Genomic DNA, 17,617 nt, shown 5'->3' with positions numbered 1-17,617 from the left:
GGGTATAAAACGAGGGAAGCAGGACGGCTGGGGCAGCCGCAGGCATTGGCGGTCGCGTTAAGTTTTTGCCGCTTGCTTGGGCTGGGATGCCCAAAACAAGCTTTCGCAAAAATAGCGACTCCCTTCCCTTTTGATGCCGAAGTGACTGTTTGTTATGGCGAAATCAGGGCTCAACTTGAAGCCAAAGGAACGCCAATAGGCTCGTTAGATATGTTGATTGCTGCCCATGCACTGAGCCTAGCCGCCACACTTGTGACCAATAATGTCCGGGAGTTCGATTGGGTAGAAGGCTTGACGATAGAAAACTGGATTAACTGAGAAATCTCCTTCTCCATCAGGGCAATAGGTACTCACACATGTTTTTCACCGTCATTCCGGCATGGATTGCCGGAATCCAGAACACAGGGATGTGGAAATCAGCTCAAAGGTGTCTTCCATAAATCCAAAAAATGGATGGCAAGATTTAACATTGCCATCCATGGCTTCTGGATCTCGGCAATCCATGCCGAGATGACGAGTTGTATAGATACCTTTGCCCTGAGTGAGAGGGTATTATTAGGGGTTCCCTGGAGCAATCATCACATCTTATGCGTAGCAATTTCAATCCCCGCCTGTTGATACTGCCGATAACGATTTCTACCCCATGTTTTGGTTTCTTCGCTGTTATCCAGTATTTCAAGAATGCGTTCGGCTTGCTGAAAATCTTGCGGGCATTGCGAAGACAAGTTAATCACGGTCTTCTGCCAGCGTTCAGGTGGATTGCTTAAACCTATCAATACGACATTTTCAATAGTGGGCAGGTCGCCCGTGTAAACCTGATGGGGAATAAAGCTGCCTGCCCTGAAAGTCCAGAGCAGGTCGTCGATGAGCTGGCTTTGTTCTAAAGAATCGGTGAGTACATAAGCAAAAGAACCGCTGCGGTAGGCTTTTTCTATCAGTTTGCAGGCAAACAGGTAGCGTTCCTGGGTTGATTCCGTCGGCAATACGTAAAAGCTGATTTCAGGCACCCGCCTAACCTATGAGCTTACCCGGTCGATGAGATATTGGCTTAATAAGGGCACGGGACGGCCTGTTGCGCCTTTGAATTGTCCTGTCCGCCAGGCTGTGCCAGCTATATCGAGATGCGCCCAACGGAAATTTTTGGCGAAATGCGAAAGGAAACAGGCGGCGGTTATCGTACCGGCATCTTTGCCGCCGATGTTGGCAAGGTCGGCAAAATTGGATTTGAGCAACTCCTGATATTCTTCCCATAAGGGTAAGCGCCAAACACTGTCACAAGCGGCTACACCCGCTGCAATCAAGGCATTGCACAGGTCGTCATCGTTGCCAAGCAAGCCGCTGGGGACACGGCCCAAAGCCACTAGACAAGCGCCGGTCAAGGTTGCCAAGTCTATGACGACATCAGGCTTGTATCGTTCTGCATAAGTCAATGTATCGCAAAGGATCAATCGGCCTTCTGCATCCGTGTTCAAGACTTCTATGGTTTTACCGGACATGCTGGTGACAATATCGCCGGGTTTGTTGGCATCGCCATCAGGCATGTTTTCTGATGAGGGGATTAAGCCCACGATGTTGATCGGCAATTGCATTTTTACGGCGGCAAGCAAAGTGCCCATGACTGCCGCGCCACCGCACATATCGTATTTCATCTCGTCCATGCCAGCGCCGGGTTTTAATGAAATGCCACCCGCATCGAAGGTTAGGCCTTTGCCCACCAAGACCACAGGTTTACTGCCGTTCTTGCCGCCTTGGTATTCCAGGGCAATCAATTTGGCGGGTTGCCGGCTGCCGCGTGAAACGGATAGAAAAGAACCCATGCCGAGTGCGGTCATATCAGATTCTTCCAGAATTTTAACGCTAAGTCCTGAATGGTTTTTGCTGAGTTCAATCGCTTGTTCAGCCAGGTAAGTCGGGGTGCAGATATTGCCTGGGAGATCGGCAAGCGCTTTGGTAAAACCAACGCCTTCGGCAATTGCCAAGCCTTGGGTTAAACCCAGTTGAGCTGAAGCAAGTCCGCTTTCTGGTGACGTAATCGTGATTTTTTGTAGCTTGCTCTCGGTTTCCTTATCGGATTTGAGGGCAGTAAATTGGTAAACGGCATCGTTGAACACCTCAACGATTTGCCGTACGTTCCATTGCAGGTTGCAGCCTTCGACGGCAATGTCTGCAAGACCGCAGGCAATTGATTTTATGTACGGTTTTTTAAGGCTATTGACCGCAGCTGATAGCGCTTTCCTGAAATCTTTGGGCGATAAGGGCTTGTTTTCGCCCAAGCCGACCAACAGCACACGCTCAACCCCGCTATCTGGAATGACATTTATCAGGACAGTTTCAGCCACCTTACCGCTCGTGTCACCCCGGCTAATGACTTTGGCGATTACGTGTTGAATGTTGTCGGAAAGCGCTGTTCCAGAAGGAACCAGTTGCCGGTCTTGATAGACACCGATGATGATACAATCACATGACAGTGTTTCTAGGGGCGCAGTTTCTATAGAATAGTCCATCTGTGTTTAGCTGTTTCTAGTGGGTAAGGTTTGTGGGTGGACGGCAGTTGCCCACTCAAATCTGTTTTGATTATACAACACAATTATCGTTTTGATTGAGGAGATAGGCTTGGAAGCGGATTGGCCAAAAGGCTATAAAATGGCTAGGCGACCATTAATTTCCGTCTTGGACAGGATGATTGCCCAGGACTTGCTGAAGACGCTATTGTCAGTGTGGACTGTTATTGTAGTCATCATCGTGAGCCGAAAATTCATCAAGATTCTCGATAAGGCGGTTGAGGGACATATTTCCAATGACACCTTAATGACTATCTTGGGCTTAAAAACGGTTACCGCTGGCATTTCCCTGTTGCCTGCCGCGACCTTCATGGCACTATTGATGGTACTGGGGAGGTTATACAAAGACCAGGAAATGTCGGCAATTGCCGCTGCCGGGGGTGGCGCTGGAACCCTCTACAGGGCGGTTTTTTTGTTGGTGTTTCCTTTGAGCATCATCACCTTTGGCTTATCTCTCTACGTCTCGCCGTGGGCTGAAAGCAGGATTCAGAGAATACTGAATCAGGATGAACAATCTTCCGATATCCGTGGTATCGCGGCGGGTAAATTTAGTGAATACAGCCAGGGTGACTTGGTATTTTATGTCGAGAACATCACCTCGGACAACAAAATGCACTCTATTTTTGTGCAAGATCGGAAAACAGATAAACTGAGCATAGTCACCGCAGAACATAGCCGTTTCGAAGAGTTACCGGGCGGACGTTACATGGTTTTTGAGAACGGTGAACGCATCCAAGGTCATCCCGGCGATTACGATTATGCCGTTGAAGTGTTTGAGGAATACGCTGTAAAGATACAAGAACGGGCCGTATCGGCTTTACTTACGCCCAACGCAATTGCCAGCAGCGCGTTATGGAAGTCTACAGAAAAAAGGGATGTCGCAGAATTACAAAACCGGCTTTTCTTGCCATTAGGTATTCTTTTATTGGCATTTCTTGCCGTGCCGCTGGCAAAAATTTCACCCAGGGGCGGCATCTACGGAAGCATATTGCTGGGTTTTTTAATTTATTTTAGCTACGGAAACCTTTCCAGTGTTACCCGAAGCGGTGTCATTAAGGGTTCTATTCCGGCTTGGCCGGGCATTTTTTGGGTAAGTTTACTTCTGCTCGTTACTGGCTTGCTGTTACTGGCAAACTGGTACGGATATCAATGGTTAATTGCGACTTTTAGAAAAAAGGTTTCAAAATGAATGTACTGTCATTCTATATCGCCAAAGAAATCCTGAAAGGCTCGTTAATTGCGCTGTTGGTCTTGCTGACGCTGTTCAATTTGTTTACCTTTGCCGATGAATTGAAAGATCTGGGTAAAGGCCACTATGGCCTGAAACAAATTTTTTTTTATCTTAGCTTAACCTCGCCCAGGGTACTTTTTGAACTGGTGCCGGCATCGGCATTGATTGGGAGCTTATTTGTCCTGGGCGCTATGGGCAATACCCGCGAACTGGTCGCCATGCAGGCATCCGGCCTTTCAGTGCTGGGGATCATAAAGGCCACTATGCTGGCGGGTCTTGTCCTTGTTACGGTGTCAGTGCTGATCGGTGAATTTATCGCACCATTGGGAGAAAGGCTCGGGCAAAAAATTAAAATGTCCGCCATCAATGAACAGGTTATCATGAATTCTAAGTACGGGCTTTGGCTGCGCGAAGGTTCAAGCTATGTCAATGTACGCCAAGCAGGAGACGATGGGGGGTTTTCTGACATTAGCATTTATGAACTGGACGGGCAACATCGTTTACATCGGGCGATACATGCCGATAAGGCAATTTTTTTGGGTAACAATACATGGAAACTGACAAACATTAGGCAATCGGTAATTTCAACACAGCACATCCAGGTAAGCCAACAAATTGAGCAGACATGGAAATCGTCAATTGCCCCCAATTTATTGAAAATTGTCGTCGTTGATCCTAATGATCTCTCCTTATACGATTTGGCGATGTACGTCGAGTTTTTAAAAGCCAATCATCAAAAATCACACACTTATGAAGCCGCTTTTTGGGCGCGTGCTGTCAGTCCGCTGACGACTTTCGTTATGTTGTTGGTGTCGGCTCCTTTTGTTGTCGGTATCCACAGAGGGGTAAGCGTCGGCGCCCGAATCATGATCGGCGTCACGATTGGGATGGGCTTCAATATTGTCGATAAAATCGTCAACCACATGGGGTTAATCTATAACCTCAATCCGCCATTAATGGCGCTGCTCCCCAGCTTAACAGTTTTTGCGGTCGTCTTATTCGCCATGAAAAAAGCCAAAACGTAACTTATACATCCTCTTACATTTAGTTAGGCACACTGATCGAAAAGAATTTTTTATTAATTTAACCTTAAGCTTATGGGGATACCATTGGCTAAAAGATAACGCATTTGATGCCTTCAAAATCAATTTTTTATGCAAAGCACATTTACCAATGTGTTAGTATTAGGCATTACCTATGAAATCTCCAGGTAACCGACAACATCATTCGTAACTCAACATCAGGATATCCCAAGTATGAAAACTAAAGAGATTATTGCTACAAGTATGATCAGTATAGCTTTATTGGCAGGCTGTGATAATAGTGGGAATGCACCGCAGACTTCAACTGCTGAGCCATCCACCACGAGTACTGCTACTGAGGAGGCTTCTAAACCAGTTGATAGCGCAACCAACGCCGGTGCTGCGGCTGTTGAAGGGGCCGAAAACGCTGGATCTGCCGTTGTTGAAGGCGCAAAAGAAGCGGGATCCGCAATTGTTGAAGGCACCAAAGATGCCGCAAGTGCGACAGCAGATACCGCCGCAAAAGCGGGTGAAGCCATAAAAGAAGGGGCTTTAGATGCAACTAAAGCAACGCTCGAAAAAACATCTGAAGTTGCCGGTGAAGTTAGCGATTCTGCTCAACAAAAAGCCGATGCTATAAAGAAATAATGCTCAACCCTGCCTGGCAGTCCTTACTGCCAGGCAAATCCACATTTAGCAAAATCCCATTAATATTGACAAAACTACCCTTTTCCAAATCCAGGGATCGCAATTGGGGTGCCAAACAAATACCTTGTAGGCCCATTTCTTAATTCAATACTCTAAATACTACCTTTTGCAAATTCAATCAGAGGAATGCAATGAGCATCCGAGAATTCAACGGTATTCTGCCTAGAATTGGTCATTCGGCTTACATTGATGACAGCGCTGTTGTGATCGGCGATGTCACTATTGGCGATAATGTCTCTATATGGCCGACGACTGTGGTGAGGGGGGATGTTGAAAGCATTACGATAGGCGACGACACCAATATCCAGGATGGTTCTGTTTTACATGTCACACATTACGGAAAATTTACTGACCGTGGTTATCCCTTAATCATCGGCAAAGGTGTCACAGTAGGCCATAGGGCTATTGTCCATGCTTGTAAAATTGGCGACTATTGCCTGATCGGTATGGGCGCAATCATTATGGACGATGCTGTCATAGAAGATTACGTGATGCTAGGCGCTGGCGCATTGATCCCTTCCGGCAAAATTCTCGAAAGTGGGCATCTTTACGTTGGCTCCCCTGCCAAATTAGTCAGGCCTTTAACAGATACGGAAAGGGAATTTTTGATTTATTCCAGTCGGCATTATGTAGAACTCAAGAACAAATATCTTGAGGACTCGTAAAAATTCTGGATCCAATCTGCTTTCATAATTCACCACAGAGATCACGAAGAATCGGTTGGTGTTGAAATGGAGGTTGATAAGGAAGGCTTGTTACCTTGTGTTCGAACAAGCAATAAAAACTTCGTGTTCTCAGTGTCCTTCGTGGTGAATAGTCACTTTTAATATCCTGAAGTTATAGATATAGACCCAGCCCAACCCGGCACACTCAACCCAAAAACGGCTCTTTATTCGTCCCCGAAAATTTAGCTATCACCGAGCGAATGATTAATTTTTCAATCTCAACCAACACAAACAAACTGGACGCGACCACGATAATGTACGTCCAGGTATGCAAGTCAATATTCTCTGTCCCGAACATAGCCTGCATTGGCGGCCAATAGGTTAAGCCTAACTGTGCAATCACCAAAATAGCAACTGCCAGCCAAATCAACCAGTTACCAAATAGTCCCCGTATATTGAGGACTGAGTTCAGCAAATACCGGCTATTGAAAACATAAAAAATTTCAAACATGACTAGTGTATTGACTGCCACCGTCCGCGCTGCTGGAATTGAGGAAGACAGGCTTTGCTCCCAAAGAAAAAGGCCGTAAGTCCCTCCCACCATAACCACAGAAACAAACACGATGCGCCAGACTAAATAACCGGAAAGCAACGGCTCGTCAGGTTTCCTGGGGGGACGGCTCATGACTTTGCTTTCCGGTGCCTCAAAAGCCAGCGTGAGCGACAAAGTAATTTCCGTAATCATGTTAACCCACAAAATTTGTACCGGCGTAATGGGCAAAATATTACCCGACAGGATAGCCACTATAATCATCAATGCTTCGGCGGCACTGGTGGGCAAAATAAATAGTATCGCCTTCTTTAGATTGTCGTAAATTCCGCGCCCTTCCTCCACCGCCCTTGCTATGGACGCAAAATTATCGTCCGCCAGCACCATTTCGCTCGCTTCCTTGGCAACCCCCGTCCCTTTCTTGCCCATCGCTATGCCCACATCAGCACATTTCAACGCAGGCGCATCATTGACACCATCACCCGTCATCGCGACGATAAAATGATGGTTTTGCAGAGCCATGACCAGGCGTAATTTATTTTCCGGACTGACACGGGCAAAAACATCAACAGCGCAAACGGCCTCTTTAAGCTCACTGTCAGACATACGATCCAGATCCTCCCCGCGCAGGACGGAACCGTTACCAATAGCCATCTGTTCGGCGATGGACAACGCCGTCACGGCATGGTCGCCAGTTATCATTTTGACCCGAATCCCGGCATCCTGGCAGTTATGCACGGCCTGCAAAGCTTCAGGCCTGGGGGGGTCAACCATGCCAATAATACCCAGCAATGTCAGTTCTGACTCGACATCTGCAAAGTTCACCTGCCTTTGTGTTACGGGCAATGACTTTAAGGCGACTGCAATGACGCGTTGACCACAGGCGGCCAATTTATGGATTTGCCGAGAACATTCTTCAAGGTCAATAGGTATCTTCAAGCTCCTCTCAAGTTGATGGCTGCATCGACTGAGAACACGTTCAGGGGCCCCCTTAACTAATACAAAGCCTGTCCCTTGATGATGATGAAGTGTCGCCATGAAACAATGCGCCGATTCGAACGGAATCGTATCGATACGTGTTAATTCCCGCTTTAAATCATCAACTGCGATATTAGCTTTCAATGCCAGTGTAATCAATGCGGCTTCAGTGGGATCACCTTGATTTATCCAAACGCCGGAACTTTGTATCACTGAGGCGTTATTACAAAGCGCCGCAGCTTTTATCAGCATCTCCAAATCGGGATAGCTTTTTATATCTATCGCAGCTCCATCCAACTCAATGCAACCTTCTTTGGGGTCATAGCCAGCGCCCCCTATCGTGAAAAGAGTGTTGTCGGCGAAAACTGATTTCACCGTCATTTCGTTACAGGTCAGGGTTCCGGTTTTGTCAGTGCAAATGACCGTGACTGCCCCTAAAGTCTCCACCGCAGGTAAACGCCGGATAATGGCATTTTGCCTGGCCATTTGTTGGACACCAATAGCTAGGGTAATGGTCATAATAGCCGGTAAGCCTTCAGGAATTGCCGCCACTGCCAGACTGACCACAGCCATAAACAATTCTGTCGGTGAGGAGTGCTGAATAGTCCAACCATATAGAAAAGTCACAGTGGCGACGGCTAAGATTATCAACGTCAGCCATCGGCTAAATTCGGCAATTTGCCGAAGCAAGGGCGTGACCAATGGTGAAACCGAGCTTAGCAACTTGTTGATACGGCCTATCTCGGTAGAATCGCCCGTAGCGACCACAATACCTAGACCGGTGCCATACGTCACTAGAGTCCCTGAATAAGCCATGCTACGCCGATCCCCCAACACGGCATTGAGTTCTACCGCTCGGCTATGTTTTTCGACCGGAACTGATTCGCCCGTGAGCATGGACTCATCAATACGTAAACTCTTAGCCTGCACCAAACGAATGTCTGCCGGCACTTTGTCGCCGCTTTCCAGACTAACGATATCACCAGGCACCAATTGTTCGGCAGAGACCAGGAAATCCTTGCCATCCCGGCGCACCATCGCCTGTTGGGTCAACAAGTTACGAATGCTATGCAGGGCTTTTTCTGCCTTGCTTTCCTGGATATAACCTATTAATGCATTGATGAATACCACACCCAGGATAACCAGGCTATCTATACGTTCCCCGATGACGTAGGTTATGCAGGCCGCGCCCAGCAATAGGTAGATTAAGACATTGTGGAATTGGCTTAGAAACCGTTTGAGAAGGCTGCGGCTAATGGAAGGCGTTAACTTATTGGCACCGTGTTTTTTTAGCCTTTGTTCCGCTTCCGCTAGGCTTAAGCCCGATTCATCGCTGGCGAGGGCTGCACAAACTTCATTCGTAGGCAGTGAATGCCACATCGGAGTCTGTTGGCGCTGTTTATGCTTCAATATCATATCCCGATCAAGTTAACTAACTGATGTTACGTAATAGCCCAAGGGTGGGCAAACTGCTTTATCGTTTGCCCATCATTTGCTAAATACAACGCTAGATATTCTTGCACTTTAAGTAAGACTTGCCATTGGACGTTCCGGTAATGGGCGGATGCAGAGGTTATGATAAAAATAGCTAAAAGAAATTTAAAATTTCTTTCTCGTTCCACGCTGAAAGCTACAACCTTGTACCTAATCAGCATCGGACAAAATTTGCTTAAAAAGTGCTTTCTTCTCGGAAAACGTTGGCTAATCTATCAAGAAAATCCGCGCTCGGCATTCAATACGGCTATGACTGGCTTTGTTTGTGGACGAATTGATCGCCATAAGAAAAACGCTTCTGCCGCTTGTTCAACCAACATTCCCAATCCGTCCAGACTTTTTCTGGCATTGTGTGCTGCGCCCCAGCGGACAAATGACGTTGGTTTGTTGCCGTAAGCAAGGTCGTAACACACACCTTCCGCAGCCAATAAATCATCTGCAAGTGGCGGCATTTCATCGGTCAAACTTGCCGAGGTCGCATTGATAATTAAATCAAATGGTTGTTGACCTTGTATGTCGGCAAAACTACAGCCCTCCACATCACCTAAGATACTAAACTCGGTTGCCAAAGCAATTGCTTTCTCTGGAGTACGGTTTACTATGGTTAAATGGTTAGGGGAATGTCCGAGGATGGGCGCAATAATCCCCCGACTAGCCCCTCCCGCACCCAAAATTAAAATCCTGGCTCCCTCTAAAGAAATACCGTGATTGCCCGTCAAGTCCGCAATAAGACCACAACCGTCGGTATTATCGCCCAATAGGGAACCATCCCCCTGTAACGCCAGCGTATTAACGGCTTTGCTCAATTCGGCGCGTTCCGTCCTGCGGTCGGCAAATGCCCAGGCCAGTTCTTTTAAGGGTAAGGTACAATTTAAACCTTTACCACCTTGAGAAAAAAAAACGTTAACCGAATCCTTGAACCGTTCAGCCAGCACTTCTTGAGCGGTATATTCAAGCAATTGTTGGGTTTGTTCCGCAAAAAGCCGATGGATTTGCGGCGATTTGCTGTGTTTTATTGGGTAACCAAACACCGCATAGCAGTCTTTATCAGTCATGTTCGTACCTTGTGTTATCAACCATAGTTCCAAGACAATCAACGTAACGATAAGATAAACAACAATAAATCGGAAATAATTTAACTACGCTGAATGATTCCCAAGCTAATTGCACTCAACACGGACAAAAAAATAGCCGCATAGTGCGGCTATTTTTTTGAATAATTTAGATAACTGTCACTTTATAAAATCAACAATCAGGAACAGGATAACTGTCAACCCTAATCCACAGTAGATCACCCCATTAACACTGGTATAAGGCCCCATTTTTCCGGCAGCTGGCAATTTACTTAAAAAGCCGACATTTTTTAGCGCTGGATAAGCACCGTTGTACTCCAACGCGAGAATAATGACGGCGGCAATCAGGAAAGCCAGGAAATTAAAACCATGCGGAAAATGTGTTGACGCACCCATGAAATAGAGCATGGGCACCGAAAACAAAGTATTCGTTCTCGAGGCCAGACCCGCTGCTGCCAACGCACCAGCCGCTTCTGGCAATGCTTGCCCACCGTTAGCAACTTGGGTCGCAGAAGCAATGACTGTCTTCTGGTTAGGCCAGATGATTAACCAGACATTCGTGAACATAAGGATACCGAGAAACGCGCCAACGTAAATATCAAGGGAATTGCCGGCACCCCGTAGGCCAAGGATACCTAAACCAGTCAGCAAGGTCACCATAGCGCCCCAACGGAACCACCATAACGCCCGTGGCACTAATTTTTGTATGGCATCCGATTTTGCACCGCCATCGGCTTCTTTAAAGTATTCACCCTGTACCAAGTTAAAATAGTAAAGCAAACCGATCCAGGTAATACCTGCTAACAAATGCACCCAGCGTAGCAGCATTTCATAACCGGGAGTTGTTGTAACTAATTCCATAGCAATACCTCTCATTGTAGTAATTTGTTATTGATTTATAGCACATCCTTGAAGATAGCGTTTTGTTCAAACATGCCTATCAGCCTGAGCCAACCAGCTAGCTACAGATTTTGCAAAATAAGTCAGAATTGCATCACTGCCGGCACGTTTGAAAGCCAGCAGGGATTCCAAAACAACTGGTCTCTCGTCCAGCCAACCATTTAGGGCAGCGGCTTTAATCATAGCATACTCCCCACTGACCTGATAAGCAAAAGTGGGCACACCATAGAAGTCTTTTACCCTGCGGATAATGTCTAAATATGGCATTCCTGGCTTAATCATGACGATATCCGCGCCTTCCTGTAAATCAAGCTGGATTTCGCGCAAAGCCTCATCGGAATTGGCAGGATCCATTTGGTAACTGTATTTGTTACCGCTGCCCAGACTGCCTGATGAGCCAACTGCATCCCTAAATGGCCCATAAAAACTGGAGGCATATTTGGCCGAATAAGCGAGAATTCTTACATTAATCTGCCCTTTTGCCTCGAAAGCCTGCCTGATAGCGCCAATACGTCCATCCATCATATCCGAGGGCGCAACAATATCTGCGCCGGCATCAGCGTGGGAAAGCGCTTGCCGGACGAGCACTGCTACCGTTTCATCGTTAACGACATAACCCTGGTCGTTGATGAGGCCATCCTGACCATGCACGGTAAAGGGATCAAGAGCAACATCTGTGATGATTCCTAGCTCTGGCAAGTCTTTTTTCAATGCCCTGACGCTACGTTGGATTAAACCTTCAGGGTTGTAGGCTTCTGCCGCATCATTGGATTTTTTATCTGCGCCAATCACTGGAAACAGCGCAATGGCTGGAATGTCAAGCTCGTAAACTTCCCGTGCTTCTTCCAATAATAAATCCAGGGACAATCTTTCTATACCTGGCATGGACGGAATAGGCTCCCTCCGGTTTAAGCCCTCAATAACAAACATGGGATATATTAAATCGTCGACGCTTAGTTGATTCTCGCGCATCAAGCGGCGGGAAAAATCATCAAAACGCATTCTTCGCATACGTGTGGAAGGAAATTTAATGTTACTATAAGGCATCTTATGTGTACTCATGGATTACGGAATAATGGCTTTTTACCCTGGCTTTTCTGTCGAATTGGTTGAAACTACTTGATTAAAAAAGGGTAAACGGCATTCCTGCTTATTCACCATATCATCTGCCAATGCCGCCTATTTAATAGGCTGGGTAGCATTGGCCTGATTTTAGAGGGTTTTATGAAAACAAAACAATATAAAGTATTGGGTTTACTGGTTGTACTACTGAGCTTGTTGTCCGTAACTGGCGTAAAGGCTTCAGACTTATTGCCTCCCCAACAGGCTATTCAAGAGGCATCAGACAAGCTCCAACAAAAGTTACAGGATAAATCATTTAGCCAAAATTTTGCCCAAGTTGCCCAATTTGTTGACCAAACCATCTACCCGCACACCGATTTTGACAAAATTTCCGAGTTAGTTTTGGGTAAATTGTGGAAAACAGCAAGCGGGGATGAGCAAACACGTTTCAAACGCGAGTTTCAGACCTTACTGGTACGGACTTATTCCCGCGCATTTGTGGAATTTAAAGATTGGACTGTCCGCTTTCTGCCGCTGGAAATGGGAAATGCCGCCAACAAAGTGGTCGTGAAGACGGAAGTTTTGCAACCCGGCCTGCAACCCATCAGCGTAAACTACCGTATGCTGTTGTCAAATGGAGAATGGAAAGCTTACGACATCATGATCGAAGGCGTCAGCCTGGTGACCAACTACCGCTCAACTTTCAGCAATGAAGTCAGGACTAAAGGTTCCTTGGCGGCTGTTATTGATGGACTGGCCAAGCGCAACGCAGAAGCCCTGGCAGCCAAAAACTCCTAACATCCCTTTGGAAGCTTATCCCTTCCGCAAGGCAGGGATAGTAAAAGAAAAAAGTATCTCAAACCGCTAATCCTCAAGCCCACCGATTCGTAAAACTGGATGCCATCCAGAAAATCCTGTCCTAATGAGCGCATTTGCCCATCCACCGTGAGTCCATTGAAAGATTCGTTTTCGCCAATCCTCTCGGTGACATTAGCGCGTTCACGTTTGATGATGACAGACAACGCACCCTGCAAATCGGACGAATCAACTTTTTAAAAACGCCAATGGTTATACTGGCCTGGAAATTAGCCAAAAACGAACCGTCCTGGAAAACGTCCTTATCCCTGAAACCTTTAGCCAGCACCGGCAACGACTAAAAAGTGGGCTTCAACAGTGCTGAAGTCTGGTTCCAATACTTTACATGCTTCAATAATTGCCCTTAAGTGATTGATTACCAGCCCTTATATCAAGCTCTACGGTCTGCAAAGGCAGACCCATGGGCAGATCGCTTACCACAACAAATCAGCGATGCGTTCGACCCAACCCGTCATGGACTGTTGGCAATATGGCAGCAGCTAATTGATAAGCTGCCGGAATTTTCTACTAGACTACGTATCCTCGATGCGGACGTTGTACAAATAGGCTCTGCGAATGACTTGACAGAGCTGGCAAGGGCAACACTGGAAACCCAGTTAAAAAGCCTTCATGCCTGGCGGAAAGGGCCTTACGGGCTATTTGGCATTAAGGTTGATGCTGAATGGCGTTCAGACTGGAAATGGAGGCGCGTCGAAAATCATATCTCCCCGCTCAAGCACCGCCTGGTTCTGGATATAGGCTGCGGTAACGGTTATTATTGCTGGCGCATGCTGGGCGCCCAAGCTAAATTGGTGGTCGGCATAGACCCCATGTTGCTTAACGTCATGCAATTCCAGTCCGTACGAAAACTGCATGGGGAAACGCCGCCTGTTTTTGTCCTGCCATTAGGTATAGAAGACCTGCCATACGGTCTGAGAGCGTTTGATACCGTATTTTCTATGGGCGTGCTTTATCACCGCCGTTCTCCCATCGACCATCTATTGGAATTAAGGGATTGCCTTGTGCCCGGCGGGGAACTCATTTTGGAAACGCTAATTATTGATGGCGGATTAGGCGAAGTGCTAGTCCCTGAACACCGATATGCAAAAATGCGTAATGTCTGGTTTCTGCCAAGCTGTCCAACATTGATGGCTTGGTTAAGCCGTTGCGGATTTAAAAATATCCGCCTGATAGATATCACTGTAACTAGTACGGAAGAACAGCGGAGTACGGCGTGGATGACTTTTCATTCGCTAAAAGATAATCTAGCCCCAGACAACCCAATGCTGACTTGCGAAGGCCTCCCAGCGCCAAAACGGGCCATTTTTATAGCGCAAACGGCAAGTTGCTAAGTTAGGTTAAAAGCAGGCAAGCCATTTTTACTGGAGATTAAGACAGGGTAGCTGTTTTATTAATCCTTGAACCTTATCCCCCTTTCATCTATATTCATCTGATACGATCACTGAGTAAAGACTCCATGGCTACAGCGACAACAGATTTTCATTTCGGCGGGCTTGCAAAATGTCTAATCCAGGAAGGCTTGGTAACGGAAAAAGACGCTAAAAATTATATTCAGGAGGCCCAAAAAAACAAGGTCTCCCTGATAAACTACTTAGTTGCCAACAAAGTTGTCGATAGCCGAACTATTGCTTCAAAAGCATCGATTGAATTCGGTGTGCCATTTTTCGATCTGGATGCCATTGATCTTCGCAACTTGCCTATAAACCTGGTCAGCGAAAAACTGATCCGCAAGCACAATGCCCTGCCTCTTTTGAAACGGGGCAAAACGCTGTTCATTGCCATATCCGATCCGACCGCTACGCATGGATTTGATGATATTAAATTTCAGAGTTTGCTCAATCTCGAAGCTGTTTTGGTCGAGGAAAACAAACTACTTAAAGTCATTGAGTCTGCCATGGAATCTGTCGATACGACCATGTCAGATCTTATGGATACCGATCTGGACAACCTGAATGTAACGGGTGGCGAAGAAGATACTACAAAAAATGACATAAACGCTGACATTGACGATGCCCCGATCGTTCGTTTCGTCAACAAGATCCTGTTGGACTCCATCAAAAAAGGGGCTTCCGATATTCACCTCGAACCTTATGAAAAAAATTTCCGCATTCGCTTCAGGTCGGATGGGATACTGCACCAAATAGCAAGTCCTCCAGGAAATATTGCCAACCGTATCATATCCAGGATTAAAGTCATGTCCAAGATGGACATAGCAGAACGCCGGGTCCCTCAAGATGGCCGTATAAAAATGATATTGTCAAAATCCCGTGCGATTGATTTTCGTGTCAACACTTGTCCGACCGTGTTTGGTGAAAAAGTGGTCCTTCGTATTTTGGATCCTACCACCGCCCAGCTCGGTATCGAAAAACTGGGTTTTGAACCGGAACAGCAAAAACTTTTTCTGGAAGCCATAAACAAACCTTACGGCATGGTGCTTGTAACCGGACCTACGGGTAGCGGCAAAACGGTCAGCCTCTATACCGGCTTAAATATCCTCAATAAGATGGAATGTAATATTTCCACGGCTGAAGATCCCGTGGAAATTACCGTGGAGGGCATTAACCAGGTCAACGTCAACATTAAGTCGGGGTTGACCTTTGCCAATGCGTTGCGGGCTTTTTTGCGGCAGGATCCGGACATTATCATGGTCGGCGAGATTCGCGACCTGGAAACCGCCGAAATTGCCGTAAAAGCGGCGCAAACCGGCCACTTGGTGTTGTCTACCCTGCACACCAACGATGCACCGCAAACATTGAACCGGCTGATGCAGATGGGGATTGAACCTTTTAACATTGTCTCGGCGGTGAACTTGATCATGGCACAGCGGTTGGCCAGGCGCCTGTGCGAGCATTGTAAAACGAATGTAACCTTGCCGGATAATGTCCTATTATCCATAGGTTTCAATGAAGGAGAGTTAAAAACGCTCAAATTGTACGGGCCGGTGGGTTGTGAACTATGCACGAATGGCTATAAAGGCCGGGTCGGCATCTACCAGGTGATGACCCTGAGCGAAAAAATGCGTGCCTTGATACTTGAAGGTGGCAATGCCATGCAACTGGCTGAGCAGGCAAAATCGGAAGGTATCAATGATTTACGCGCATCGGGTTTAAACAAGGTTCGTCTGGGTATTACCAGTATCGAAGAAATTAATAGAGTGACCAAGGAATAGCAATGGCAGAACAAACTGAACAACTAAATTTTCTCTGGGAAGGGAAGGACAAAACTGGAAAAAAAAGCAAAGGCGTTTTTCCTGCGAAAAGCGAAGCGGTTGCCAAGGCGGAATTGAGACGGCAAGGTTACCGGGTAACCAAAATCAAAGCTAAACCTAAGCCCCTGTTTAAAGGCAGGGCAAAAGCGATCACTCCAGGCGATATCGCGCTTTTTTCAAGGCAGCTGGCCACCATGCTCAAGGCTGGTGTGCCCCTAGTCCAATCCTTTGATATTGTTGGAAAAGGCAATGAAAACCCCAGCATGCAAGACCTATTGCTGAGCATTAAAGCAGACATAGAAGGCGGCGATACCTTAGCCGAAGCGCTCAATAGAAGACCCCTCTATTTTGACGAGCTGTTTTGTAATCTGGTTGAGGCAGGCGAACATGCGGGAGTACTGGAAACCCTGCTGGACAAAATCGCCACTTACAAGGAAAAAACCGAGTCCATGAAGAAAAAAATCAAAAAAGCCCTGACCTACCCGATCGCGGTGGTCGTCGTGGCTTTTATTGTGACAACGATCCTGCTGATCTTTGTGGTACCTGTGTTTGCAGATTTGTTCAAGAGTTTTGGCGCCGACTTGCCCGCATTCACAAAAATGGTTGTTGCCATGTCGGAATGGATGCAGGAATACTGGTGGATCGTTATCTTATCTGTCATCGCCAGTGTCTATACTTTCAGCTATTTCAAGAAACGTTCCAGGAAATTTTGTCATTTCCTAGACAGGACATTATTAAAACTCCCCATAGTGGGCCTGATCATGAACAAGTCAGCCGTCGCACGTTTCGCACGGACTTTATCGACCATGTCAGCAGCCGGCGTTCCCTTAGTCGACGCGCTACAATCAGTTTCTGGTGCCTGTGGTAACATTATTTACGCAGAGGCTGTTTTAAGGATGCGCGAAGAAGTGGCCACCGGCCAGCGGCTACAGTTTGCCATGAGCCAAACCGGACTGTTCCCGCATATGGTGCAACAAATGGTTGCCATTGGCGAAGAATCCGGCTCTATTGATGCCATGTTAGCCAAAGTGGCCGATTTTTATGAAGAAGAAGTCGACAATCTGGTTGATAACCTGAGCAGCTTGATGGAACCTATCATCATGGTCGTCTTAGGGACCCTAGTCGGCGGTTTGGTTGTTGCCATGTATCTGCCTATCTTCAAAATGGGCTCTGCGATTTGATTGTTGCCGGGTATTTTTCTTTGCCATAGTGGATTGCGGTTGGTTTTCGAACCGCATATTTGTCTAAACCACTTAAAGCGTGCGTGCTCACGCCAGCAAACTAACGTT

At 46.8% G+C, this 17,617-nt stretch carries 16 protein-coding genes; 10 read left to right on the top strand and 6 right to left on the bottom strand.

Going from position 1 to position 17,617, the window contains the following annotated elements:
• Positions 1-318 (top strand): PIN domain-containing protein (locus ACLQ6D_RS06280; RefSeq protein WP_411726431.1); only part of this gene is annotated, 318 nt, incomplete at its 5' end.
• Between the two features lie 260 nt (positions 319-578).
• Here the strand turns inward: ACLQ6D_RS06280 and ACLQ6D_RS06275 are convergent.
• Together ACLQ6D_RS06275 and ACLQ6D_RS06270 are read right to left on the bottom strand one after the other, a co-directional pair.
• On the bottom strand, positions 579-1,007 hold the full coding sequence (locus tag ACLQ6D_RS06275; RefSeq protein ID WP_411726430.1) for a DNA polymerase III subunit chi: 429 nt from the start codon (positions 1,005-1,007) through the stop codon (positions 579-581).
• A gap of 9 nt (positions 1,008-1,016) precedes the next feature.
• On the bottom strand, positions 1,017-2,504 hold the full coding sequence (locus tag ACLQ6D_RS06270) for a leucyl aminopeptidase (protein WP_411726429.1): 1,488 nt from the start codon (positions 2,502-2,504) through the stop codon (positions 1,017-1,019).
• Positions 2,505-2,643: 139 nt separating this feature from the next.
• Here ACLQ6D_RS06270 and lptF point away from each other — a divergent pair, with 139 nt between their 5' ends.
• From lptF to ACLQ6D_RS06250, 4 genes are all read left to right on the top strand, one after another.
• Entirely contained in the window at positions 2,644-3,750 is a 1,107-nt protein-coding gene (gene lptF, locus ACLQ6D_RS06265; RefSeq protein WP_411726428.1) for an LPS export ABC transporter permease LptF, read from the top strand.
• Positions 3,747-4,817 carry an LPS export ABC transporter permease LptG gene (gene lptG, locus ACLQ6D_RS06260; RefSeq protein WP_411726427.1) on the top strand — a complete coding sequence of 357 codons (1,071 nt, stop codon included), beginning with the start codon at positions 3,747-3,749 and terminating at the stop codon, positions 4,815-4,817. The genes lptF and lptG overlap by 4 nt, the downstream gene beginning before the upstream one ends.
• 231 nt (positions 4,818-5,048) lie before the next feature.
• Positions 5,049-5,462, top strand: a complete 414-nt coding sequence (locus ACLQ6D_RS06255) for a hypothetical protein (protein ID WP_411726426.1) — start codon at positions 5,049-5,051, stop codon at positions 5,460-5,462.
• Positions 5,463-5,653: 191 nt separating this feature from the next.
• Entirely contained in the window at positions 5,654-6,187 is a 534-nt protein-coding gene (locus ACLQ6D_RS06250) for a gamma carbonic anhydrase family protein (protein ID WP_411726425.1), read from the top strand.
• A gap of 205 nt (positions 6,188-6,392) precedes the next feature.
• Here ACLQ6D_RS06250 and ACLQ6D_RS06245 read toward each other — a convergent pair whose 3' ends face one another.
• From ACLQ6D_RS06245 to hemB, 4 genes are all read right to left on the bottom strand, one after another.
• On the bottom strand, positions 6,393-9,095 hold the full coding sequence (locus ACLQ6D_RS06245; protein ID WP_411726424.1) for a cation-transporting P-type ATPase: 2,703 nt from the start codon (positions 9,093-9,095) through the stop codon (positions 6,393-6,395).
• Between the two features lie 329 nt (positions 9,096-9,424).
• A complete protein-coding gene (gene aroE, locus ACLQ6D_RS06240; protein ID WP_411726423.1) occupies positions 9,425-10,264 on the bottom strand; it encodes a shikimate dehydrogenase in 840 nt (279 codons plus the stop codon).
• A gap of 177 nt (positions 10,265-10,441) precedes the next feature.
• The gene (locus ACLQ6D_RS06235) at positions 10,442-11,143 is read right to left on the bottom strand and encodes a urate hydroxylase PuuD (RefSeq protein WP_411726422.1); all 702 of its coding nucleotides are present in this window, start codon (positions 11,141-11,143) and stop codon (positions 10,442-10,444) included.
• A gap of 66 nt (positions 11,144-11,209) precedes the next feature.
• Positions 11,210-12,229 carry a porphobilinogen synthase gene (gene hemB / locus ACLQ6D_RS06230; protein ID WP_411726434.1) on the bottom strand — a complete coding sequence of 340 codons (1,020 nt, stop codon included), beginning with the start codon at positions 12,227-12,229 and terminating at the stop codon, positions 11,210-11,212.
• A gap of 177 nt (positions 12,230-12,406) precedes the next feature.
• Between hemB and ACLQ6D_RS06225 the strand changes: the two genes are divergently transcribed.
• From ACLQ6D_RS06225 to ACLQ6D_RS06205, 5 genes are all read left to right on the top strand, one after another.
• Complete coding sequence (locus tag ACLQ6D_RS06225; protein WP_411726421.1) at positions 12,407-13,042, top strand: phospholipid-binding protein MlaC; 636 nt, start codon at positions 12,407-12,409, stop codon at positions 13,040-13,042.
• A 134-nt stretch (positions 13,043-13,176) separates the two neighbouring features.
• Positions 13,177-13,401: a hypothetical protein gene (locus tag ACLQ6D_RS06220; RefSeq protein WP_411726420.1), complete on the top strand. Its 225-nt coding sequence runs from the start codon at positions 13,177-13,179 to the stop codon at positions 13,399-13,401.
• Positions 13,402-13,470: 69 nt separating this feature from the next.
• Positions 13,471-14,451, top strand: a complete 981-nt coding sequence (cmoB, locus tag ACLQ6D_RS06215) for a tRNA 5-methoxyuridine(34)/uridine 5-oxyacetic acid(34) synthase CmoB (protein WP_411726433.1) — start codon at positions 13,471-13,473, stop codon at positions 14,449-14,451.
• A 125-nt stretch (positions 14,452-14,576) separates the two neighbouring features.
• Positions 14,577-16,289, top strand: a complete 1,713-nt coding sequence (gene pilB / locus ACLQ6D_RS06210; RefSeq protein ID WP_411726419.1) for a type IV-A pilus assembly ATPase PilB — start codon at positions 14,577-14,579, stop codon at positions 16,287-16,289.
• A 2-nt stretch (positions 16,290-16,291) separates the two neighbouring features.
• Positions 16,292-17,509, top strand: coding sequence for a type II secretion system F family protein (locus tag ACLQ6D_RS06205; protein ID WP_411726418.1), 1,218 nt, complete (start codon positions 16,292-16,294; stop codon positions 17,507-17,509).
• Positions 17,510-17,617 lie beyond the last annotated feature (108 nt).

This window comes from Methyloglobulus sp. (assembly GCF_046714055.1).
Lineage (GTDB): Bacteria > Pseudomonadota > Gammaproteobacteria > Methylococcales > Methylomonadaceae > Methyloglobulus.
The sequence above is the reverse complement of the archived record's forward strand: the minus strand, read 5'-3'. Positions and strand labels throughout refer to the sequence as shown.

Bases quoted from the DNA above. Each gene is read 5' to 3' on its own strand.
- ACLQ6D_RS06270 (WP_411726429.1), bottom strand. From the start codon at position 2,504: ATGGACTATTCTATAGAAACTGCGCCCCTAGAAACACTGTCATGTGAT.
- lptF (WP_411726428.1), top strand. From the start codon at position 2,644: ATGGCTAGGCGACCATTAATTTCCGTCTTGGACAGGATGATTGCCCAG.
- lptG (WP_411726427.1), top strand. From the start codon at position 3,747: ATGAATGTACTGTCATTCTATATCGCCAAAGAAATCCTGAAAGGCTCG.
- ACLQ6D_RS06255 (WP_411726426.1), top strand. From the start codon at position 5,049: ATGAAAACTAAAGAGATTATTGCTACAAGTATGATCAGTATAGCTTTA.
- ACLQ6D_RS06250 (WP_411726425.1), top strand. From the start codon at position 5,654: ATGAGCATCCGAGAATTCAACGGTATTCTGCCTAGAATTGGTCATTCG.
- ACLQ6D_RS06245 (WP_411726424.1), bottom strand. From the start codon at position 9,095: ATGTGGCATTCACTGCCTACGAATGAAGTTTGTGCAGCCCTCGCCAGC.
- aroE (WP_411726423.1), bottom strand. From the start codon at position 10,264: ATGACTGATAAAGACTGCTATGCGGTGTTTGGTTACCCAATAAAACAC.
- ACLQ6D_RS06235 (WP_411726422.1), bottom strand. From the start codon at position 11,143: ATGGAATTAGTTACAACAACTCCCGGTTATGAAATGCTGCTACGCTGG.
- hemB (WP_411726434.1), bottom strand. From the start codon at position 12,229: ATGCCTTATAGTAACATTAAATTTCCTTCCACACGTATGCGAAGAATG.
- ACLQ6D_RS06225 (WP_411726421.1), top strand. From the start codon at position 12,407: ATGAAAACAAAACAATATAAAGTATTGGGTTTACTGGTTGTACTACTG.
- pilB (WP_411726419.1), top strand. From the start codon at position 14,577: ATGGCTACAGCGACAACAGATTTTCATTTCGGCGGGCTTGCAAAATGT.
- ACLQ6D_RS06205 (WP_411726418.1), top strand. From the start codon at position 16,292: ATGGCAGAACAAACTGAACAACTAAATTTTCTCTGGGAAGGGAAGGAC.